Raw genomic sequence first — 22512 nt, forward strand, 5'->3', positions numbered from 1 at the left:
CGCAGGGGGTCGCGGGTTCGAGTCCCGTCCGTTCCGCCACTTATTAGAAAATTAAGCCTGCTACCTTAGCAGGCTTAATGATAAGAAATATAGGGGCGTAGCTCAGTTGGTAGAGCACCGGTCTCCAAAACCGGGTGTCGCGAGTTCGAGTCTCTCCGCCCCTGCCAGAAACAATCCTTAGCATTTTTGCTAAGGATTTTTTTTATCTGAAAATCACGCCACCTTCATACTGTTTATTTCCTGTTTCTGGCATCCTTGCCAGCGTCCATTTTAATCATCCAGAATATTCGTTTTCAGCAGATCGCAGATAAGCGTATGTTTATCGCTATTTTGTAGCCAGACCGCATACAACGGACGTGAAAGTGTCGTGCTGTCAGAAACTATATGGAGATCGTTTTTTGTTTTCGCCCAACACACGGGAAGCCAACTAAAACCCTTCAGTACAGGAAGTTGCTGTCTTGCTAGCTCAGCAGAACTGGTGGTTAGCACTGGTACTTCGTCGCCGGCAACTAATCCCGCTTCGTGTTGTTGAAAATCAGGTCCCCACTCCAGACGCAGATAATTCAGTTCATCTTTTGTTTGTGATGGAGCGCTGCAATAGAGCGCCAGCGTGAAATACCCCAGTAGTTGACTGCTAAATTCGTCCATTTTTGGGGATTCAGTAGTAATCAGCAGATCAAGCTGTCGTTCATGGAGTTGCTTTACTAGCGACTGGCGCTGCGCGATCCTGGCTTCAAACTGCAGGCTGGTTTGCGGCACCTGCGACTGATATAAACGACCCAGCCAGCCATTGAGCATGCATTCCCAAAGGGAAGCGCTGGCACCGATAGAGAACTCATTATGGCGTGAGGTATTTGCGACCTCCTTACGTGCTGCTTGCCACGTATTCATCAGTGTTTCAGCATATGGCAATAATTTTTCACCCGCAGCGGTTAAACGGATATTGTTTCTGTGTCGGGTGAAGAGGTTCACACCCAGTTGATTTTCCAGTTGTCTGATGCGAAAACTGACCGCCGATTGGGTCAAATAGAGCGCTTCAGCTGCCCGGCCAAAGTGGCGCGTTCGGCTAACTTCCAGGAAAGTCTTTAACAATTCCGTATCCACAACTCACTCCATAAAATTATTTGTCGTTATGATTTAAATCTTTTGTTTGACGCTCTGTCAAGCGTAACTAATACTCCGCGCCATAAATAGCTCGGCCAAAGAATTAGGAGCGTGCAGGATGGCGGAAAGCTTTACGACGACTAATCGATATTTCGACAATAAATATTACCCCCGCGGATTCTCCCGTCATGGTGATTTCACCATTAAAGAGGCACAGCTGCTTGAGCGTCACGGTTATGCCTTTAATGAGCTGGATCTGGGCAAGCGTGAGCCGGTAACTGAAGAAGAGAAGTTGTTTGTGGCGGTATGCCGTGGTGAACGTGAGCCGGTTACCGAAGCGGAACGTGTGTGGTCTAAATACATGACGCGTATTAAGCGTCCAAAACGTTTCCACACGCTGTCTGGCGGCAAACCTCAGGTAGAAGGTGCGGAAGATTACACCGAGTCAGAGGATTAATAAAAAAAGGGCGAAAGCCCTTTTTTTATGCCAGTAGTTTCTGTAAATGGATTAACAACCTGTCTATTGCCCGATAGCCAACGGCTTCCTGTAAATGTTGACGGGTGATCTGGTCACATTGCTCAATATCCGCAATTGTGCGAGCGACCTTTATCAAGCGCAGCCATGCGCGGATGGACAATCCAAGATGTGCTAACGTTTCCTCCAGCCAGCGTGCGTCATCCCTGTGTAAGACGCAGAATTGATGTATATCCTGGCTGCCCAGATGCGCATTTAACTTATTCTGCCGCTGATACTGGCGCTCACGCGCTGCCATAACCCGTTTCTTCACCGTCTCACTGTCTTCTCCCTTTGCTGCTCGCTGACTGAGTATACCGGGCGGTGGAAGGGGTATTTCGAGGGACAAATCGAAGCGGTCGAGAAAAGGGCCAGATAAGCGATTGAGGTAACGTAGCGTTTGCTCTGGGGTACAACGGTTGTGGTTTCCCTGATAGTGCCCTGTTGGGCTTGGATTCATTGCTGCTATCAATTGAAAGCGTGCCGGGTAGGTTATTTTTGCCCGGGTGCGTGATAAATGAATCTGTCCGGATTCAATAGGCTCACGCAGGGCATCCAGCGTACGGCGTTCAAACTCGGGCAATTCATCCAGAAATAATATGCCGTTATGTGCCAGAGAAATCTCACCCGGTGCCGGTATCGATCCTCCTCCTACCATTGCGGTTAAGGACGCGCTGTGATGGGGTGAGCGAAAGGGGCGTTGCTTCCACTGTTTTTGTATGGTGTCGGAATTGACCAGGCTGAGAATTGCCGCGCTTTCCAGAGCCTCATCATTACTTAACGGTGGTAACAATCCGCGAAGGCGACTGGCAAGCATCGTTTTTCCCGTACCCGGCGGGCCGATGAGCAAGAGATTGTGGCCGCCTGCAGCGGTAATCTCCAGCCCTCGCTTGCCCTGTTCCTGGCCGATGACGTCACTGAGGTCATCAGATGAGCCTGAAGATGGAATCTCTACGCAAACAGGCCTTTCTAATTCATGCTTACCTTCGAGAAATGCGCACACGGCTTGCAGGTGATCGGCAATCAGGCAGCCCTCGCCGTGTATTAGCCCCACTTCTGCAGCGTTCTCTTTTGCGACAATAATTCGCCTACCTGCGCGAATTGCTTCAGTTGCGCTGGATATTGCTCCGGGAACGCCACGTAGAGCACCTGTAAGCGCTAGTTCACCGACTAACTCATAAGTATCGAGATTATGTGTTGTAAGCTGCTCTGACGCAGCCAGAAGCGCAATGGCGATAGGTAAATCATATCTCCCTCCTTCTTTAGGCAGATCTGCCGGGGCAAGGTTGATGGTTATCTTCTTGGCCGGAAATTCATACCCGCTATTAATAATCGCACTGCGAACTCGATCTCGAGCCTCTTTCACGGTGGTTTCGGGTAGTCCAACCATGGTTAAACCGGGCAAGCCATTACTAATATGGACTTCAATAGTAATGGGTGGTGCATTGACGCCTAATGCGGCGCGCGTGTGGACTATCGACAGTGACATAACCCCTCCTGATGCAGGCATTATGTCTTAATAGATGGCGACGATATCTTGCTTGATTGATACTTTTAGATGCTGATTCATGTATTTTTATGCAAGGGTTAATATTTTACGTAACCTCTGGAACAACGCTCACAAGCGCCGCTCAAAGTGCCGCCTGCAGAGGGAAAACATGATCGTGTTTACTGAATAACGTGAAATATTTTCATTTTCTATTTTTTGTATAAAAAACAACGCGATTTATAGAAACCGTTAACCGTGTCAGAAAAATGAATGCAGAAATATCTTGTGCCATAGTGAAACTCTATGGTAACTCTTTAGGTATTCCTTCGAACAAGATGCAAGAAAATACAAAAATGACAGCCCTTCTACGAGTGATTAGCCTGGTCGTGATTAGCGTGGTGGTGATTATTATCCCACCGTGCGGGGCTGCACTTGGACGAGGAAAGGCTTAAAAAACAAGCCTTAACGAACTAAGACCCCCGCACCGAAAGGTTCGGGGGTTTTTTTTGACCTTAAAAACTTAAACGAGGAGCAGAAAGTGAACACTAGCATAAAATTCTGTTTCTCAAGATTTACGGCGGGGATGTAACTATGAATGGGGCACAGTGGGTGGTACATGCGTTGCGTGCACAAGGGGTGAAAACCGTCTTTGGCTATCCCGGTGGCGCAATTATGCCGGTTTACGATGCGTTGTACGACGGCGGCGTAGAACACCTGTTGTGTCGACACGAGCAGGGGGCGGCGATGGCGGCGATTGGCTATGCCCGCTCAACCGGTAAAACCGGTGTCTGTATCGCGACTTCCGGTCCTGGTGCAACCAACCTGATCACCGGCCTGGCAGATGCGCTGTTAGATTCCGTTCCCGTTGTGGCGATCACTGGTCAAGTCTCTTCCCCGTTTATCGGCACCGATGCGTTCCAGGAAGTGGATGTACTCGGCATGTCGCTGTCATGTACCAAACATAGTTTCCTGGTGCAGTCGCTGGAAGAGCTGCCGCGTATCATGGCCGAGGCCTTCGACGTGGCGAACTCTGGTCGTCCGGGTCCGGTTCTGGTTGATATCCCGAAAGACATTCAGTTAGCCAGTGGTACGCTGGAGCCCTATTTCACCACCGTCGAAAACGCAGTTGCTTTCCCACATGCTGAGATTGAACAAGCCCGCAAGATGTTGGCGAAGGCACAGAAACCCGTGCTGTACGTAGGTGGTGGCGTAGGGATGGCGCAGGCAGTTCCAGCGCTGCGTGAGTTTATCGCCGCAACGCATGTGCCGGTGGTTTGTACGTTGAAAGGCCTTGGCGCTGTGGATCCAGATTACCCGTACTATCTGGGTATGCTGGGCATGCATGGCACCAAAGCGGCAAACTTTGCGGTGCAGGAGTGCGATTTGCTGATCGCCGTCGGTGCGCGTTTTGATGACCGGGTGACTGGCAAGCTGAACACTTTCGCCCCCAATGCCAGCGTGATCCACATGGATATCGATCCGGCCGAGATGAACAAACTGCGCCTGGCACACGTTGCGCTGCAAGGCGATTTAAATACGCTGTTACCTGCATTGCAACAACCGCTGGCCATCAACGAATGGTGCCAGTATGCCGCCGACATGCGTGCAGAACATGCCTGGCGCTATGATCATCCGGGGGAGGCTATTTACGCTCCGCTGTTGTTAAAACAGCTGTCCGAAAGGAAACATAAGGATAGCGTGGTGACGACGGATGTTGGTCAGCATCAGATGTGGTCAGCACAACACATGACCTACACTCGCCCGGAGAACTTCATCACCTCCAGCGGCCTGGGGACGATGGGCTTTGGCTTACCTGCAGCAGTGGGGGCGCAGGTGGCCCGTCCGAATGATACGGTCATCTGTATCTCCGGTGATGGCTCCTTCATGATGAATGTGCAGGAGCTGGGCACCGTAAAACGCAAGCAGTTGCCGCTGAAAATCGTCTTACTCGACAACCAGCGGTTAGGCATGGTGCGACAATGGCAGCAGCTGTTTTTCCAGGAACGCTATAGCGAAACTACCCTGACCGATAATCCCGATTTCCTTATGTTGGCCGGCGCCTTCGGCATCCCTGGCCAACACATCACCCGTAAAGACCAGGTTGAAGCGGCTCTCGACACCATGCTGAACAGTAATGGGCCATACCTGCTTCATGTCTCAATCGACGAACTTGAGAATGTCTGGCCTCTGGTACCTCCTGGTGCCAGTAACTCAGAAATGCTGGAGAAATCATCATGATGCAACATCAGGTCGCCGTTGAGGCTCGTTTCAATCCGGAAACGTTAGAACGTGTTTTGCGCGTGGTACGCCATCGTGGTTTTCAGGTGTGCTCCATGAATATGAATGCTGCCAGCGATGCGCAGAATATAAATATTGAATTGACCGTTGCCAGCCCACGGTCGGTCGACTTACTGTTTAGTCAGTTAAGTAAACTGGTCGATGTTGCACATGTTGCTATCTGCCAGAGCACAACCACATCACAACAAATTCGCGCCTGAGCGCAAAAGGAAGAGAAATGACGACGAAAAAAGCTGATTTCATTTGGTCTAATGGCGAGATGATTCGTTGGGAAGACGCGAAGGTTCACGTGATGTCCCATGCGCTGCACTACGGTACATCAGTATTTGAAGGTATCCGTTGCTATGATTCTCACAAAGGGCCGGTGGTGTTCCGTCATCGCGAGCACATGCAGCGTCTGCGTGATTCAGCCAAAATTTATCGTTTTCCGGTTTCTCAGAGCGTTGATGAGTTGATGGAAGCTTGCCGTGCGGTGATCCGTAAAAATAACCTGACCAGTGCGTACATCCGCCCGCTGGTGTTTGTTGGCGATGTCGGCATGGGCGTTAACCCACCGGCGGGATACACCACGGATGTGATCATTGCTGCGTTCCCGTGGGGGGCTTACCTGGGTGCTGATGCCCTGGATCAGGGGATCGACGCGATGGTTTCTTCCTGGAACCGTGTCGCACCCAACACCATTCCTACCGCCGCCAAGGCGGGTGGTAACTACCTGTCTTCACTGCTGGTGGGTAGCGAAGCGCGTCGTCATGGTTATCAGGAAGGTATTGCGCTGGATGTGAACGGCTACATCTCCGAAGGCGCGGGTGAAAACCTGTTTGAAGTTAAAGACGGCATTCTGTTTACTCCACCGTTTACCTCTTCCGCGCTGCCGGGCATCACACGTGATGCGATTATCAAACTGGCGAAAGACCTCGATATCGAAGTGCGTGAACAGGTGCTGTCTCGCGAGTCGTTGTATCTGGCCGATGAAGTGTTCATGTCCGGTACGGCGGCAGAAATTACCCCGGTGCGCAGCGTTGATGGTATCCAGGTGGGTGAAGGCCGTTGTGGCCCGGTCACCAAGCGCATTCAGCAGGCCTTCTTTGGCCTCTTCACCGGTGAAACGGAAGATAAATACGGCTGGTTGGATCAGGTTAATCACTAAGTATAAATTTGGGACGGCACGCACCGTCCCATTTAAATAGTCAGACGGGAGTAAATAAAGCATGCCTAAGTATCGTTCCGCCACAACAACACATGGCCGCAATATGGCGGGAGCCCGCGCGCTGTGGCGCGCCACCGGGATGACTGACGATGACTTCGGTAAGCCGATTATCGCCGTCGTAAACTCGTTTACCCAGTTCGTGCCGGGCCACGTGCATCTGCGCGATCTCGGTAAGCTGGTTGCCGAACAGATCGAAGCCTCCGGCGGCGTAGCCAAAGAGTTTAATACTATCGCCGTGGATGACGGTATCGCCATGGGCCACGGGGGCATGCTGTATTCCCTGCCGTCACGTGAGCTGATCGCCGATTCGGTGGAGTACATGGTGAACGCCCACTGCGCCGATGCGATGGTCTGTATCTCTAACTGCGACAAAATCACCCCGGGGATGTTAATGGCTTCCCTGCGCCTGAACATCCCGGTGATCTTTGTGTCCGGCGGCCCGATGGAAGCCGGTAAAACCAAACTCTCAGATCAGATAATCAAACTCGATCTGGTGGATGCGATGATTCAGGGTGCGGACCCGAAAGTCTCTGATTCGCAAAGCGATCAGATTGAGCGCTCCGCCTGTCCGACCTGTGGTTCCTGTTCGGGGATGTTCACCGCTAACTCGATGAACTGCCTGACTGAAGCGCTGGGTCTGTCGCAGCCGGGTAACGGTTCGCTGCTGGCCACCCACGCCGATCGTAAACAGCTGTTCCTCAATGCGGGTTCACGTATCGTTGAGCTGACCAAACGCTATTACGAACAGAATGATGATTCTGCGCTGCCGCGCAATATTGCCAACAAGGCGGCGTTTGAAAATGCCATGACCCTGGATATCGCCATGGGGGGTTCCACAAACACCGTTCTGCACCTGCTGGCGGCTGCACAGGAAGCTGAAATCGACTTCACCATGAGTGATATCGACAAGCTGTCCCGCAAAGTGCCGCAGCTGTGTAAAGTCGCGCCGAGCACCCAGAAATACCATATGGAAGATGTTCACCGCGCGGGCGGTGTGCTGGGGATTTTAGGCGAGTTGGATCGTGCCGAGTTATTGAATCGCGATGTGAAAAACGTGCTGGGGTTGACCCTGCCACAAACCCTGGATCGCTATGATGTCATGCTGACCCAGGATGAGGCGGTGAAAAACATGTTCCGCGCCGGCCCGGCGGGCGTTCGTACCACCCAGGCGTTCTCGCAGGATTGTCGCTGGGACACGCTGGATGACGATCGTGCTGAAGGCTGTATCCGCTCGCTGGAACATGCTTACAGCAAAGACGGCGGTCTGGCGGTGCTGTACGGTAACTTTGCGGAAAACGGCTGTATCGTGAAAACTGCCGGTGTGGATGACAGCATCCTGAAGTTTACCGGCCCGGCGAAAGTCTACGAAAGCCAGGACGATGCCGTTGAAGCCATCCTCGGTGGCAAAGTGGTTGCTGGTGATGTGGTGGTGATTCGCTACGAAGGACCGAAAGGCGGACCAGGGATGCAGGAAATGCTCTACCCAACCACCTTCCTGAAATCCATGGGGCTGGGTAAAGCCTGTGCCTTGATCACCGACGGTCGTTTCTCCGGCGGGACGTCAGGTCTGTCTATCGGTCACGTGTCTCCGGAAGCGGCGAGCGGCGGTAATATTGCGATTATTGAAGATGGCGACATGATTGCGATTGATATCCCGAATCGTGGCATTCAGCTGTTGTTGAGCGATGCGGAGATCGCGGCCCGTCGTGAAGCGCAGGATGCTCGCGGTGACAAAGCCTGGACGCCAAAAGATCGCCAGCGTCAGGTCTCCTTCGCGCTGCGTGCCTATGCCAGCCTGGCAACCAGCGCTGACAAAGGCGCGGTGCGCGATAAATCGAAGCTGGGGGGCTAATACCATGGCTGATTCACAACCCCTGTCCGGCTCCCCTGAGGGGGCAGAATATCTCAGGGCGGTGCTGCGTGCGCCGGTCTATGAAGCGGTGCAGGTTACGCCGCTGCAAAAAATGGAAAAACTCTCTTCGCGCCTCGATAACGTGGTCCTGGTGAAGCGCGAAGACCGACAGCCGGTACACAGTTTCAAGCTGCGCGGGGCCTACGCGATGATGGCGGGCCTGACTGAAGCGCAAAAAGCGCAGGGCGTGATCACCGCGTCGGCAGGAAACCATGCTCAGGGCGTGGCCTTCTCCTCTGCGCGCCTTGGGGTGAAGGCGCTGATCGTCATGCCAACGGCTACCGCGGATATCAAAGTCGATGCCGTTCGCAGTTTCGGTGGCGAAGTGCTGCTGCACGGTGCCAATTTTGATGAAGCGAAAGCCAAAGCGATTGAACTGGCACAGCAACAAGGTTTCACCTGGGTTCCGCCATTCGATCACCCGATGGTGATTGCCGGGCAGGGCACACTGGCGCTTGAGCTGCTGCAGCAGGATGCGCATCTCGATCGGATATTTGTTCCGGTTGGCGGCGGCGGTCTGGCGGCGGGTGTGGCGGTGCTGATTAAACAGCTGATGCCACAAATCAAAGTTATTGCCGTGGAAGCCGAAGACTCAGCCTGCCTGAAGGCGGCACTGGATGCGGGCCACCCGGTCGATCTGCCGCGCGTAGGCCTGTTTGCTGAAGGCGTGGCGGTGAAACGCATCGGTGATGAAACCTTCCGCCTGTGTCAGGAATACCTCGACGACATTATCACCGTTGATAGCGATGCAATCTGCGCGGCGATGAAAGACTTGTTCGAAGACGTGCGTGCGGTGGCGGAGCCGTCTGGCGCACTGGCGCTGGCGGGGATGAAAAAATACATCGCCCAGCACAATATTCGTGGTGAACGTCTGGCGCACGTGCTGTCCGGTGCCAACGTCAATTTCCACGGCCTGCGCTATGTGTCTGAACGCTGCGAGCTGGGTGAACAACGTGAAGCGCTGCTGGCGGTGACAATCCCGGAAGAAAAGGGGAGTTTCCTGAAATTCTGCCAGCTGTTGGGTGGACGTTCGGTGACCGAATTTAACTACCGGTTTGCCGATGCGAAAGATGCCTGCATTTTTGTCGGCGTACGCCTGAGCCGCGGTCTGGAAGAGCGCAAAGAAATCCTCCAGTTGCTTAGCGACGGCGGTTACAGCGTGGTGGATCTGTCCGATGATGAAATGGCCAAGCTACACGTGCGCTATATGGTCGGTGGACGCCCCTCGAAACCGCTACAGGAACGTCTTTACAGCTTTGAGTTCCCCGAGTCGCCAGGGGCGCTGCTGAAATTCCTGCATACCTTAGGGACCCACTGGAATATCTCGTTGTTCCATTATCGCAGTCACGGCACCGACTATGGTCGCGTGCTGGCGGCGTTTGAATTGGGCGATCATGAGCCGGATTTTGAAACGCGGATCAACGAACTGGGCTACGATTGCCATGATGAGAGTCATAACCCGGCGTTCAGGTTCTTTCTGGCAGGGTAGGCCGGATAAGGCGCTTGTGCCGCCATCCGGCATTAGTGGCCAGGCAGCAAGCTCCAGAATGCCTCAATCAGCGGCTCATGCAGCCGCTTTTTTTGTACGCAAACGCCCAGCTCAAACGGCGTTTTCTCGTCGCTACGTTCTAAAATCATCACGCGGTTACGCACCGGCTCCGGACTGTTTTCCAGCACTACTTCCGGCAGCAGTGCCACGCCGCAGCCCAGCGCCACCATCGAGACCATCGCCTCGTGACCGCCGACCGTGGCATAGATTGATGGATTACTGATTTTATGACGGCGGAACCACAGCTCAATGCGGCGGCGTACCGGGCCCTGGTCGGCCATGATAAACGGCACAGTGGACCAGTCGGGATCATCGATGGACACCTGATTGCGTACCGGACACGGCAATGCCGGAGCAATTAACACCACCGCCAGATTTTCCAGCATAGAGAATGCCACCGCACCAGGCAGGGTTTCCGGTTTCCCGGCTATTGCCAGATCCGCTTCTCCGGTGACCACTTTTTCCATCGCATCGGCGGCATCGCCGGTAGACAGTTTAATTTCGACCGACGGGTGTTCTGCGCGAAAGCGATCAAGGATTGGCGGCAGATGGCTGTAGGCGGCGGTGACCGAACAGAAGATATGCAGCTCGCCCGACAGCGAGGGTCCCTGCTGATCGAGGGTGTGGCGCAGTTGCTGATACTGCAATAACGTCTGCTGGGCAAAAATGCGCAGCTCTTCGCCCGCTTCGGTCAGGGTAACCGTGCGGTTATCTCGCACGAACAGCGCCTGGCCAAGATCCTCTTCGAGTCGCTGAATCTGCCGGGAAAGCGTGGAGGGACTGACGTGCATCGCCCGCGCGCTGCGGCCAAAGTGGCGGCTTTCCGCCAGGTGCAGGAAGGTTTTTAGATCGCGTAAATCCAAGGCTCGCACTCCACGATTTTACATTGCATAAATTGCAACGTGACGTTGTGAATATATCAATTTCCGCAATAAATTTCCTGTCATATAGTGGGTTCATTCTCGCAAAAGCGAACCGAACAATAAGACACACAACATCACGGAGTACACCATCATGGCTAACTACTTTAATACACTGAACCTGCGCCAGCAGCTGGCACAGCTGGGTAAATGTCGCTTTATGGGCCGCGATGAATTCGCCGATGGCGCGAGCTACCTTCAGGGTAAAAAAGTGGTCATCATCGGCTGTGGCGCTCAGGGTCTGAACCAGGGCCTGAACATGCGTGACTCCGGTCTGGATATCGCCTACGCACTGCGTAAAGAGGCGATTGCTGAGAAGCGCGCTTCATGGCGTAAAGCGACCGAAAACGGCTTTAAAGTCGGTACCTACGAAGAGCTGGTTCCGCAGGCTGACCTGGTGGTTAACCTGACGCCAGACAAACAGCACTCCGACGTGGTGCGTTCCGTACAGCCGCTGATGAAAGACGGCGCGGCGCTGGGCTATTCCCACGGTTTCAACATCGTGGAAGTGGGCGAACAGATCCGTAAAGACATTACCGTCGTGATGGTTGCGCCGAAGTGCCCGGGTACCGAAGTGCGTGAAGAGTACAAACGAGGTTTCGGTGTACCGACGCTTATCGCGGTTCACCCGGAAAACGATCCGAAAGGCGAAGGCATGGCAATTGCTAAAGCCTGGGCAGCCGCAACCGGCGGTCACCGTGCGGGTGTGCTGGAATCCTCTTTCGTCGCGGAAGTGAAATCTGACCTGATGGGCGAGCAGACTATCCTGTGCGGTATGCTGCAGGCCGGTTCTCTGCTGTGCTTCGACAAGCTGGTGGAAGAAGGAACTGATCCGGCATACGCGGAAAAACTGATTCAGTTCGGCTGGGAAACCATCACCGAAGCGCTGAAGCAGGGCGGCATCACCCTGATGATGGACCGTCTGTCTAACCCAGCTAAGCTGCGTGCTTACGCGCTGTCCGAACAGCTGAAAGAAATCATGGCGCCGCTGTTCCAGAAACATATGGACGACATCATCTCCGGCGAATTCTCTTCCGGCATGATGGCTGACTGGGCTAACGACGATAAGAAACTGCTGACCTGGCGTGAAGAGACCGGTAAAACCGCGTTCGAAACCGCCGCTCAGTTTGACGGTAAAATCGGTGAGCAGGAGTACTTCGATAAAGGCGTTCTGATGATCGCGATGGTGAAAGCGGGCGTTGAGCTGGCATTCGAAACCATGGTGGATTCCGGCATCATCGAAGAGTCGGCTTACTACGAATCACTGCATGAGCTGCCGCTGATTGCCAACACTATCGCCCGTAAGCGTCTGTATGAAATGAACGTGGTAATCTCCGATACCGCTGAGTACGGTAACTACCTGTTCTCTTACGCTTGCGTACCGCTGCTGAAAGAGTTCATGACCACGCTGCAAACTGGTGACCTGGGCAAAGCCATTGCTGAAGGTGCGGTAGATAACGCTCAGCTGCGTGACGTCAATGACGCTATTCGTAGCCATGCGATTGAAGAAGTTGGTCAGAAACTGCGCGGCTACATGACTGACATGAAGCGTATCGCCGTCGCAGGCTAATTCCCCGTCGTCTTTCAACTTGCTGATGCGTTGGCTACGTTCGTACACTCCAGTCACATAGTTATCTATGTGACTGGAGATGAACTTCCTTGCCGCCTTCCGCTAAGACGAAATGCATAGAAGAATGTCATATTTATAGAATTTAGTAGGCCTGATAAGCGAAGCGCTATCAGGCAAAAAAGCCCGGAGGTTTATACTCCGGGCTTTCTATTAGTTACGGTACAGCACTTTAATGATGTGGTAACCGAACTGGGTGTGCAGCGGGCCTGTTGGCTCCAGCACCGGGCAGGAGAAGACCACTTTATCAAACGCCGGAACCATCTGGCCCTGACGGAATTCACCCAGATGGCCGCCTTTCTTACCTGACGGGCAGGTGGAGTGTTTCTTCGCCAGCTTCTCGAAGTCGGCACCATTTTTAATTTGCTCCAGAAGATCCAGTGCCAGTTTCTCTTCTTTAACAAGGATATGCAGTGCTGCTGCTGTTTTTGCCATGATCGTGCCTTGAGTGGGGTGGTTGAGGCTGGCTATACTACCATGCTCTAAATCTCCCCTCCCGACTTTCATTGAGTGATCTTTATGCGTTTAAACCCCGGACAACAACAAGCCGTCGAATTCGTCACCGGACCCTGCCTGGTGCTGGCGGGTGCTGGCTCCGGCAAAACCCGCGTGATCACCAACAAAATTGCGCACCTAATCCGCGTTTGCGGCTATCAGGCACGGCATATTGCGGCGGTGACCTTTACCAACAAGGCCGCGCGTGAGATGAAAGAGCGTGTGGCGCAGACGCTGGGCCGTAAAGAGGCGCGCGGGCTGATGATCTCCACCTTCCACACCCTGGGGCTGGACATTATCAAGCGTGAATACGCAGCGCTGGGCATGAAGTCGAACTTTTCATTGTTCGATGACACCGACCAGGTGGCGTTGCTGAAGGAATTGACCGAAGGGCTCATCGAAGACGATAAGTTGATCCTCCAACAGCTGATCTCGACGATCTCCAACTGGAAAAACGATCTGATGACGCCTTCACAGGCGGCAGCCAGCGCCAAAGGCGAGCGCGATCGTATTTTTGCCCACTGCTACGGTTTGTACGACGCGCACATGAAAGCGTGTAACGTCCTCGATTTTGACGATCTGATTTTGCTGCCTACGCTGCTGCTTCAGCGCAATGAAGAGGTCCGTGAACGCTGGCAGAACAAGATTCGTTATCTGCTGGTGGATGAATATCAAGATACCAACACCAGCCAGTACGAGCTGGTAAAACTGCTGGTGGGTAGCCGTGCGCGCTTTACCGTGGTGGGCGATGACGACCAGTCTATCTATTCCTGGCGCGGTGCACGTCCGCAAAACCTGGTGCTGCTGAGCAAAGATTTCCCGGCGTTGCAGGTGGTTAAGCTGGAACAGAACTACCGTTCTTCCGGACGTATCCTGAAAGCGGCAAACATCCTCATTGCCAACAACCCACATGTTTTTGAAAAACGACTCTTTTCTGAGCTGGGTTACGGTGTCGAACTTAAGGTATTAAGCGCCAATAACGAAGAACATGAAGCAGAGCGCGTGACCGGCGAACTGATTGCCCACCACTTTGTTAACAAGACGCAGTATAAAGATTACGCGATTCTGTACCGCGGTAATCATCAGTCGCGGGTGTTCGAAAAATTCCTGATGCAGAACCGCATCCCGTACAAAATTTCTGGCGGCACGTCGTTTTTCTCCCGTCCGGAGATTAAAGATCTGCTGGCCTATCTGCGGGTACTGAGTAACCCGGATGATGACAGCGCATTTCTGCGTATTGTGAATACGCCAAAACGTGAAATTGGTCCAGCGACGCTGCAAAAACTGGGCGAGTGGGCGATGACGCGTAATAAAAGCTTGTTCACCGCCAGCTTTGATATGGGGCTTAGCCAGACGCTAACCGGGCGTGGCTATGAGTCGCTGACCCGCTTTACACAGTGGTTGGGTGAAATTCAGTGCCTGGCCGAGCGTGACCCGATTGCGGCTGTGCGCGATCTGATCCACGGCATTGACTACGAATCGTGGCTCTATGAAACCTCACCCAGCCCGAAAGCTGCCGAAATGCGTATGAAAAACGTCAATACACTCTTCAGTTGGATGACGGAAATGCTGGAAGGTAGTGATATTGATGAACCGATGACGCTGACCCAGGTTGTTACCCGCTTTACCCTGCGCGACATGATGGAACGTGGCGAGAGTGAAGAAGAGTTGGATCAGGTACAACTCATGACGTTACATGCCTCCAAAGGGCTGGAGTTCCCGTACGTGTTTATGGTGGGCATGGAAGAAGGCTTTTTGCCACATCAGAGCAGCATTGATGAAGATAACATCGATGAAGAACGACGTCTGGCCTATGTTGGCATCACTCGCGCGCAGAAAGAACTGATTTTTACACTGTGTAAAGAGCGTCGTCAGTACGGTGAACTGGTGCGCCCGGAGCCGAGTCGTTTTCTGATGGAATTACCGCAGGACGATATTATCTGGGAGCAGGAGCGAAAAGTGGTCAGCGCTGAGGAGCGGATGCAGAAAGGGCAAGCCAGCATCGCGAATATTCGGGCAATGATGGCGAAAGCAAAAGAGAAGTAGGTTTTTGTAGGCCGGATAAGCGTAGGCTATCCGGCAATACTTGAGGATTAGTGCACTTCTAAAGGCCAATGGACATAGCTTTGCCACTGGCTTTCCTGATCGATAAGCTCTTTACCCAGCGGATGATGCACCAGCCAGCCTTCAGGCAGCGTTATCGTAAGATGTTCATTCTTTGCTTCGAGATGAATTTCCGGAACTAAATCGTCCCGGCGACGGCTGGCAAAAATGATCGCCAGACGGAGCAAACGGCAAAGATGTTCCGCAATACGCGGCGGCACCGCGTTTTGCTGGTGGAGCGAAGAGAGATCGACCGGGTTGGTTTGGTTGAGTAACAGCGTGGCTAACAGTTTTTTCTGTGCGGGGGTAAATCCCGGAAGATCGAGATTGCGCACCAGATAGGCCGCATGCTGCGGCGCTTGCTTAAAATCGACGCTAAGTCCAATTTCATGCAACTGACAGGCACTAATCAGTAGTTCGCGGCTGATAGCTTCCAAATGCCACTTTTTATCTACTTGATCGAGGAACTTACTTGCCAGGTTAGCGACACGATGCGCCTGATCGGTATCGACCATAAATCGACGCTGAATATTTCTCAACGTGCGACTGCGAATGTCCTGGTCCACGGCCAGATGCAGCATGCCATAGACCAGACCTTCACGTAATGCGCCGCCAGCAAGGGTCATACACTGGATATTGAGCTCAGTGAAAATGGCGATTAGGATTGCCAGTCCGCTGGGGAACACCAGCGCACGTTCCAGCGTTAACCCTTCGATTTCCAGCTCTTCAAGACGTCCGCAATGAATGGCGCGCTGCTTTAATTGCTGAAGTTTTGCCAGCGTAATGCGCTCATCCATGCCCTGCGCCATCATGATTTCCTGCAGTGCCTGTACGGTGCCAGAAGCCCCGACACACACTTTCCAGCCGTGAAAACGTAGATTGTCAGCGACAGGACGCAAGACTTCACGCGCTGCCTTCTCTGCCTCGTCAAAGTTTTCCTGCGCCAGATTTCGATCGGTAAAGTACCGTTCGAGCCACGTGACGCAGCCCATTGACAGGCTAAACAAGGAGGTGGTTTGTGCACCTGAGCCGGTGACCAGTTCGGTACTGGCTCCGCCGATATCGACGACCAGACGCTGATCGGCACCGCCGGTGGTGTGGGCAACCCCCTGATAAATCAGCCGGGCTTCTTCTTCACCGCTAATAACCTGAACGGCACAGCCGAGGATCTCTTGCGCTTTGGCAATAAAAATGTCGGCATTGGTGGCGATACGCAGTGTTGCCGTGGCAACCACGCGAATTTGTGGCTGAGGAATATCCTGCAGGCGCTCTGCAAACAGCCGTAGACACTGCCAACCGCGCTCCATGGCTTCAGCAGAGAGCGCATTATCATTATTCAGGCCAGCGGCCAGACGCACTTTGCGTTTAATCCGCGTGAGCGTCTGGATGCTTCCCGCTACCTCGCGTACAACCAGCATATGAAAACTATTGGAGCCGAGATCGATTGCTGCATACAACGAGGTAGAATTCATACACTTCATCCTTCAACCTGTATCTGTGTTGGCTGCGTTTTCTCACCGCCTTGATACAGGCTGAATGATTTTGTGTATGGCATAACGTTTCTTAACCTGAACGACGACGATTACGCGGAGCACCACCGGTGCGGCGTGGGCCATTGCCAGGGCGCGTTCGCGTCAGGCGAAGCGGCTTCGGCAAATCGGTCATCAGTGCATCCGGGTTATACTTGCTGACCGGAATCGAATGGCCGATATAGGTCTCGATGGCAGGTAAATTCAACGCGTACTCTTCACAGGCCAGGCTGATGGAGTGTCCGCTTGCGCCTGCACGACCGGTACGACCAATACGGTGTACGTAGTCTTCGCAGTCATCCGGCAGGTCATAGTTAAATACATGCGTAACAGCCGGAATATGCAGACCACGCGCGGCAACGTCGGTTGCAACCAGAATGTCGAGATCGCCACGGGTGAACTCTTCCAGAATGCGCAGACGTTTTTTCTGTGCCACGTCACCGGTCAGCAGACCGACGCGATGACCGTCAGCGGCAAGGCTGCCCCAAATATCTTCGCAACGGTGCTTGGTGTTTGCAAAAACAATGGCGCGATCTGGCCACTCTTCTTCGATCAGCGTTTGCAGTAAACGCATTTTCTCTTCGTTTGAAGGATAGAAGAGCTCTTCTTTGATTCGGTGGCCCGTCTTCTGTTCCGGTTCGACTTCTACGTACTCGGCGTTGTTCATTTGTTCGAACGCCAGTTCGCGAACGCGGTAAGAGAGGGTCGCGGAAAACAGCATATTCAGACGCTGGTTGGTTGGCGGCATCCGACGGAACAGCCAGCGGATATCTTTAATAAAGCCCAGATCGTACATGCGATCGGCTTCATCCAGTACCACGACCTGAATGGCACCCAGGTTGATGTGGTTCTGTTTTGCGTAGTCAATGAGACGGCCCGTGGTGCCGATAAGGATATCGACGCCGCTTTCCAGCACTTTCAGCTGTTTGTCGTAACCGTCGCCGCCATAAGCCAGGCCTAATTTCAGACCGGTAGTTTGCGCCAGCGGTTCCGCATCGGCATGGATCTGCACGGCTAACTCACGCGTTGGCGCCATAATTAGCGCACGCGGTTGGTTCACCTTGCGATCGGCAATCGCGGGATGAGAGAGAAGATAATGAAACGTTGACGTCAGAAACGCCATCGTTTTCCCGGTTCCGGTTTGCGCCTGTCCTGCGACATCACGACCTGCCAGCGTTAGCGGGAGGGCCAGTGCCTGAATGGGCGTGCAATTATGAAACCCTTTATTTTCAAGGGCTTCTATCACCTGTGGGTGCAGTGCGAAGTCGGAAAACTTCTGTTCTGTTAAATGTGTTTTGCTCATAGTGTGGTAGAATATCAGCTTACTATTGCTTTACGAAAGCGTATACGGTGAAATAAAGTCAACCTTTAGTTGGTTAATGCTACACCAACACACCAGGCTTTTTCCTGTGGAGTTATTATGAGCGATAAAATTATTCACCTGACAGACGACAGTTTTGACACGGATGTACTCAAAGCGGACGGAGCTATCCTCGTTGATTTCTGGGCAGAGTGGTGCGGTCCGTGCAAAATGATCGCTCCAATTCTGGATGAAATCGCTGACGAGTATCAGGGTAAATTGACGGTTGCGAAACTGAACATTGACCAAAACCCAGGCACCGCACCGAAATATGGTATCCGTGGTATCCCGACCCTGCTGCTGTTTAAAAACGGCGAAGTTGCGGCGACAAAAGTCGGCGCACTGTCCAAAGGTCAGCTAAAAGAGTTCCTCGACGCTAACCTGGCGTAAGATGGAATTATCAAGTTCGGGCGACCTGATTCCAAAATTCTTCGGATGACTGGACGCCCGACTTGAGTCGTGCTAAGTTAGTGTTGACTTCGTATTAAACATACCTTATTAAGTTTGAATCTTGTTTATCCAATGCTTCCCGTTGTTTCTCGCGCGAGAAGTGGACAGATTCCTGGCTTGTCGCTCAATCCGTCTTGTCGTTTCAGTTCTGCGTACTTTCCTGTGACCAGACAGCGAACAGACATGAGTCGATGGCCGTAAACAGGCATGGATGACCCTGCCATACCATTCACAACATTAAGTTCGAGATTTACCCCAAGTTTAAGAACTCACACCATTATGAATCTTACCGAATTAAAGAATACGCCGGTTTCTGAGCTGATCACTCTCGGCGAAAATATGGGCCTGGAAAACCTGGCTCGTATGCGCAAGCAGGACATTATTTTTGCCATCCTGAAGCAGCACGCAAAGAGTGGCGAAGATATCTTTGGTGACGGTGTGCTGGAGATATTGCAGGATGGATTTGGTTTCCTTCGTTCTGGAGACAGTTCCTACCTCGCAGGCCCAGACGACATCTACGTATCCCCTAGCCAAATCCGCCGTTTCAACCTCCGCACTGGTGACACCATTTCCGGTAAGATTCGTCCTCCTAAAGAGGGTGAGCGTTACTTTGCATTGTTGAAAGTTAACGAAGTTAACTACGACAAGCCGGAAAACGCGCGTAATAAGATTCTGTTCGAGAACTTAACCCCGCTGCACGCAAACTCACGTCTGCGTATGGAACGTGGTAACGGTTCTACAGAAGACTTAACGGCTCGTGTCCTGGATCTGGCGTCTCCGATCGGTCGCGGCCAACGTGGTCTGATTGTGGCACCACCGAAAGCCGGTAAAACCATGCTGCTGCAGAACATTGCACAGAGCATCGCGTACAACCACCCAGACTGCGTGTTGATGGTACTGCTGATCGACGAACGTCCGGAAGAAGTGACTGAGATGCAGCGTCTGGTTAAAGGTGAAGTGATTGCTTCCACCTTTGACGAACCCGCATCTCGCCACGTTCAGGTTGCGGAAATGGTTATCGAGAAAGCGAAACGTCTGGTTGAGCACAAGAAAGACGTTATCATCCTGCTTGATTCCATCACCCGTCTGGCGCGTGCCTACAACACTGTGGTACCGGCTTCCGGTAAAGTGTTGACCGGTGGTGTTGATGCCAACGCCCTGCACCGTCCGAAGCGTTTCTTTGGTGCAGCACGTAACGTGGAAGAGGGCGGCAGCCTGACCATCATCGCGACTGCGCTGGTCGATACCGGCTCTAAAATGGATGAAGTTATCTATGAAGAGTTTAAAGGTACCGGCAACATGGAACTGCACCTCTCGCGTAAGATTGCTGAAAAACGCGTCTTCCCGGCTATCGACTACAACCGTTCCGGTACCCGTAAAGAAGAGCTGCTCACCACTCAGGAAGAGCTGCAGAAAATGTGGATCCTGCGCAAAATCATTCATCCGATGGGTGAAATCGACGCGATGGAATTCCTCATTAACAAGCTGGCAATGACCAAGACCAACGACGACTTCTTCGATATGATGAAGCGCTCTTAAGTCGGGCATTCTCTGAAAACGCCACGTTTTACGTGGCGTTTTGCTTTTATGACTGTGACCTAAGCGACACATAAGCAATAGTGATGTCACTCGCCTTTATTTTGCGCTCGATACATCATTCGCGTTGTGTGATTAATAATTATACAAAACAGGCATTTCGGAACGGAGTTTCCCTTCTGAATAACGGTCTTCGTGGTTATACTTCTGCTAATAATTTTCTCTGAGAGCACGCATTGTGAATTTACTGACAGCAAGTACTGATCTCATCAGTATTTTTCTATTCACGACACTGTTCCTTTTTTTTGCGCGTAAGGTCGCAAAAAAGATTGGTTTAGTGGATAAGCCCAACTATCGTAAACGCCACCAGGGGTTGATACCGTTGGTTGGGGGGATCTCGGTTTACGCCGGTATTTGCTTTACGTTTATCATCGCCGATTATTATATCCCACATGCTTCTCTCTACCTCGCCTGTGCCGGTGTGCTGGTTTTTATCGGCGCGCTGGACGATCGTTATGATATCAGCGTAAAAATTCGCGCCACAATTCAGGCGGCCATCGGCGTCATTATGATGGTGGTTGGTAAACTCTATCTCAGCAGCTTGGGCTTCATTTTTGGTCCATGGGAGATGGTTCTCGGCCCGTTCGGCTATTTCCTGACGCTCTTCGCCGTCTGGGCGGCGATTAACGCCTTCAATATGGTTGATGGTATTGATGGCCTGCTTGGCGGGCTGTCCAGCGTATCCTTTGCCGCAATGGGCCTGATCCTCTGGTTTGATGGACAAACTAGCCTGGCAATCTGGTGCTTCGCGATGATTGCCGCCATTCTGCCGTATATTCTGCTCAACCTCGGCGTGTTAGGTCGTCGCTACAAAGTGTTTATGGGCGATGCGGGCAGTACGCTAATTGGCTTCACCGTTATCTGGATCCTGCTGGAAACCACGCAGGGTAAAACCCATCCTATTAGCCCGGTCACTGCGCTGTGGATTATCGCCATTCCTCTGATGGATATAGTGGCCATCATGTACCGTCGTTTGCGTAAGGGGATGAGTCCGTTCTCTCCGGATCGCCAGCATATTCATCATTTGATCATGCGTGCCGGGTTTACTTCCCGACAAGCGTTTGTCCTGATTACGCTGGCTGCTGCGATTCTGGCCGCCATCGGCGTGCTGGCAGAATATTCTCATTTAGTTCCTGAATGGTTCATGCTGGTGCTGTTTTTGCTAGCATTCTTCTTCTACGGTTATTGCATCAAGCGAGCCTGGAAGGTGGCAAGATTTATCAAACGTATGAAACGCAGGCTACGAAGAAACCGCGAAAACAAACCAAACTTAACCAAGTAAATGAGGATGCGATGACACAGCCATTACCGGGAGAACATGCCGTGAACACTGAAAATGAACTGGACATCCGTGGGTTGTTTCGGACCTTATGGGCAGGGAAGGTGTGGATTGTCGGTATGGCCCTCGTCTTTGCGCTTGTTGCTCTCGCTTATACGTTTTTTGCGCGTCAGGAGTGGAGTGCGACCGCCATTTCTGACCGGCCTACGGTGAATATGTTGGGGGGCTATTACTCTCAGCAGCAGTTTTTACGTAACCTGGATATTAAGGCTAGCCTGGCATCCACGGATCAACCGTCGGTGATGGACGAAGCGTATAAAGAATTTGTCATGCAGGTTGCCTCGTGGGATACGCGCCGTGAGTTTTGGCAGCAGACCGATTACTTTAAGCAACGGATGGTCGGCAACAGTAAAGCCGATGCGGCATTGTTGGATGAGCTGATTAATAACATTCAGTTTATGCCTGGTGATGCACAGCGCAACACCAATGACAGCGTGAAGCTGATTGCGGAAACGGCTCCAGATGCTAACAACCTGCTGCGCCAGTATGTGGCATTTGCCAGCCAGCGTGCAGCACGCCATCTGAACGATGAGTTAAAAGGCGCGTGGGCTGCGCGCACGGTACAGATGAAAGCGCAGGTTAAACGCCAGGAAGAGGTGGCGAAATCACTCTTTTCTCGTCGCGTTCACAACATTGAACAAGCGCTCAAAATAGCCGAGCAACATAATATTTCTCGCACTTCAACCGATGTACCTGCGGATGAGTTACCTGACTCTGAGCTATTTTTGCTCGGACGTCCTATGCTGCAGGCGCGACTCGAAAACTTGCAGGCCGTTGGTCCAGAGTTCGATCTGGATTATTTCCAAAACAGAGCCATGCTCAATACGCTGAACGTCGGTCCTACTCTGGACCCACGTTTTCAGACCTATCGTTATTTGCGGACGCCGGAAGAACCGGTAAAACGTGATAGCCCGCGCCGTGCCTTCCTGATGATTATGTGGGGCATTGTCGGGGCCTTGATCGGTGCCGGTGTCGCGTTAACCCGCCGCCGCCCGATTTAGCAATACCGTTGCAGTGAGG

20 protein-coding genes and 1 tRNA gene are annotated in these 22512 nt (G+C 52.6%); 15 read left to right on the forward strand and 6 right to left on the reverse strand.

What is annotated here, in order from left to right; genetic code table 11:
- Positions 1-91 precede the first annotated feature (91 nt).
- Positions 92-167: transfer RNA gene (locus tag FDX22_RS01295), tRNA-Trp, on the forward strand.
- 103 nt (positions 168-270) lie between these two features.
- On the opposite strand, the gene hdfR is transcribed toward FDX22_RS01295, so the two are convergent.
- Positions 271-1104, reverse strand: coding sequence for an HTH-type transcriptional regulator HdfR (gene hdfR, locus FDX22_RS01300; protein ID WP_146716611.1), 834 nt, complete (start codon positions 1102-1104; stop codon positions 271-273).
- A 118-nt stretch (positions 1105-1222) separates the two neighbouring features.
- Between hdfR and maoP the strand changes: the two genes are divergently transcribed.
- Complete coding sequence (gene maoP, locus FDX22_RS01305) at positions 1223-1561, forward strand: macrodomain Ori organization protein MaoP (protein ID WP_096758961.1); 339 nt, start codon at positions 1223-1225, stop codon at positions 1559-1561.
- A gap of 25 nt (positions 1562-1586) precedes the next feature.
- Here maoP and FDX22_RS01310 read toward each other — a convergent pair whose 3' ends face one another.
- Positions 1587-3107: a YifB family Mg chelatase-like AAA ATPase gene (locus FDX22_RS01310; protein WP_146716612.1), complete on the reverse strand. Its 1521-nt coding sequence runs from the start codon at positions 3105-3107 to the stop codon at positions 1587-1589.
- A gap of 353 nt (positions 3108-3460) precedes the next feature.
- Here FDX22_RS01310 and ilvL point away from each other — a divergent pair, with 353 nt between their 5' ends.
- The 6 genes from ilvL (at position 3461) to ilvA (ending at position 10013) form a co-directional block, all read left to right on the forward strand.
- Positions 3461-3559: an ilv operon leader peptide gene (ilvL, locus tag FDX22_RS01315; protein ID WP_001311244.1), complete on the forward strand. Its 99-nt coding sequence runs from the start codon at positions 3461-3463 to the stop codon at positions 3557-3559.
- Positions 3560-3698: 139 nt separating this feature from the next.
- Positions 3699-5345: an acetolactate synthase 2 catalytic subunit gene (gene ilvG, locus FDX22_RS01320; protein WP_146716613.1), complete on the forward strand. Its 1647-nt coding sequence runs from the start codon at positions 3699-3701 to the stop codon at positions 5343-5345.
- Positions 5342-5605 (forward strand): acetolactate synthase 2 small subunit, encoded by a 264-nt coding sequence (ilvM, locus tag FDX22_RS01325; RefSeq protein WP_096758958.1) that lies wholly within the window; start codon positions 5342-5344, stop codon positions 5603-5605. The genes ilvG and ilvM overlap by 4 nt, the downstream gene beginning before the upstream one ends.
- A 17-nt stretch (positions 5606-5622) precedes the next feature.
- Entirely contained in the window at positions 5623-6552 is a 930-nt protein-coding gene (locus FDX22_RS01330; protein ID WP_096758957.1) for a branched-chain amino acid transaminase, read from the forward strand.
- A gap of 61 nt (positions 6553-6613) precedes the next feature.
- A complete protein-coding gene (gene ilvD, locus FDX22_RS01335; RefSeq protein ID WP_146716614.1) occupies positions 6614-8464 on the forward strand; it encodes a dihydroxy-acid dehydratase in 1851 nt (616 codons plus the stop codon).
- A gap of 4 nt (positions 8465-8468) precedes the next feature.
- The gene (gene ilvA / locus FDX22_RS01340) at positions 8469-10013 is read left to right on the forward strand and encodes a threonine ammonia-lyase, biosynthetic (protein ID WP_096758955.1); all 1545 of its coding nucleotides are present in this window, start codon (positions 8469-8471) and stop codon (positions 10011-10013) included.
- Positions 10014-10045: 32 nt separating this feature from the next.
- Here ilvA and ilvY read toward each other — a convergent pair whose 3' ends face one another.
- Positions 10046-10936, reverse strand: a complete 891-nt coding sequence (gene ilvY / locus FDX22_RS01345; RefSeq protein WP_115259861.1) for an HTH-type transcriptional activator IlvY — start codon at positions 10934-10936, stop codon at positions 10046-10048.
- A 151-nt stretch (positions 10937-11087) separates the two neighbouring features.
- On the opposite strand from ilvY, the gene ilvC reads away from it, so the two are divergent.
- Complete coding sequence (gene ilvC / locus FDX22_RS01350; RefSeq protein WP_096758953.1) at positions 11088-12563, forward strand: ketol-acid reductoisomerase; 1476 nt, start codon at positions 11088-11090, stop codon at positions 12561-12563.
- A 210-nt stretch (positions 12564-12773) separates the two neighbouring features.
- Here ilvC and ppiC read toward each other — a convergent pair whose 3' ends face one another.
- Positions 12774-13055: a peptidylprolyl isomerase PpiC gene (gene ppiC / locus FDX22_RS01355; RefSeq protein WP_015960967.1), complete on the reverse strand. Its 282-nt coding sequence runs from the start codon at positions 13053-13055 to the stop codon at positions 12774-12776.
- Between the two features lie 84 nt (positions 13056-13139).
- Between ppiC and rep the strand changes: the two genes are divergently transcribed.
- Complete coding sequence (gene rep, locus FDX22_RS01360) at positions 13140-15161, forward strand: DNA helicase Rep (protein ID WP_146716615.1); 2022 nt, start codon at positions 13140-13142, stop codon at positions 15159-15161.
- A 47-nt stretch (positions 15162-15208) separates the two neighbouring features.
- Here the strand turns inward: rep and gppA are convergent, their stop codons facing one another.
- Together gppA and rhlB are read right to left on the reverse strand one after the other, a co-directional pair.
- Positions 15209-16690 carry a guanosine-5'-triphosphate,3'-diphosphate diphosphatase gene (gene gppA, locus FDX22_RS01365; protein WP_146716616.1) on the reverse strand — a complete coding sequence of 494 codons (1482 nt, stop codon included), beginning with the start codon at positions 16688-16690 and terminating at the stop codon, positions 15209-15211.
- 91 nt (positions 16691-16781) lie between these two features.
- Positions 16782-18050 (reverse strand): ATP-dependent RNA helicase RhlB, encoded by a 1269-nt coding sequence (gene rhlB, locus FDX22_RS01370; protein ID WP_096758950.1) that lies wholly within the window; start codon positions 18048-18050, stop codon positions 16782-16784.
- A gap of 117 nt (positions 18051-18167) precedes the next feature.
- Here rhlB and trxA point away from each other — a divergent pair, with 117 nt between their 5' ends.
- The 5 genes from trxA (at position 18168) to wzzE (ending at position 22493) form a co-directional block, all read left to right on the forward strand.
- Entirely contained in the window at positions 18168-18497 is a 330-nt protein-coding gene (gene trxA / locus FDX22_RS01375; RefSeq protein WP_001280776.1) for a thioredoxin TrxA, read from the forward strand.
- Between the two features lie 132 nt (positions 18498-18629).
- Positions 18630-18758: a rho operon leader peptide gene (locus tag FDX22_RS01380; RefSeq protein ID WP_102191218.1), complete on the forward strand. Its 129-nt coding sequence runs from the start codon at positions 18630-18632 to the stop codon at positions 18756-18758.
- A 78-nt stretch (positions 18759-18836) separates the two neighbouring features.
- Positions 18837-20096: a transcription termination factor Rho gene (rho, locus tag FDX22_RS01385; protein WP_096758948.1), complete on the forward strand. Its 1260-nt coding sequence runs from the start codon at positions 18837-18839 to the stop codon at positions 20094-20096.
- Between the two features lie 235 nt (positions 20097-20331).
- On the forward strand, positions 20332-21435 hold the full coding sequence (gene wecA / locus FDX22_RS01390) for a UDP-N-acetylglucosamine--undecaprenyl-phosphate N-acetylglucosaminephosphotransferase (RefSeq protein WP_146716617.1): 1104 nt from the start codon (positions 20332-20334) through the stop codon (positions 21433-21435).
- Between the two features lie 11 nt (positions 21436-21446).
- The gene (gene wzzE, locus FDX22_RS01395) at positions 21447-22493 is read left to right on the forward strand and encodes an ECA polysaccharide chain length modulation protein (protein ID WP_146716618.1); all 1047 of its coding nucleotides are present in this window, start codon (positions 21447-21449) and stop codon (positions 22491-22493) included.
- Positions 22494-22512: the final 19 nt, after the last annotated feature.

The sequence above is a fragment of the Citrobacter sp. TBCS-14 genome (genome assembly GCF_005280805.1).
GTDB lineage: Bacteria > Pseudomonadota > Gammaproteobacteria > Enterobacterales > Enterobacteriaceae > Citrobacter > Citrobacter gillenii.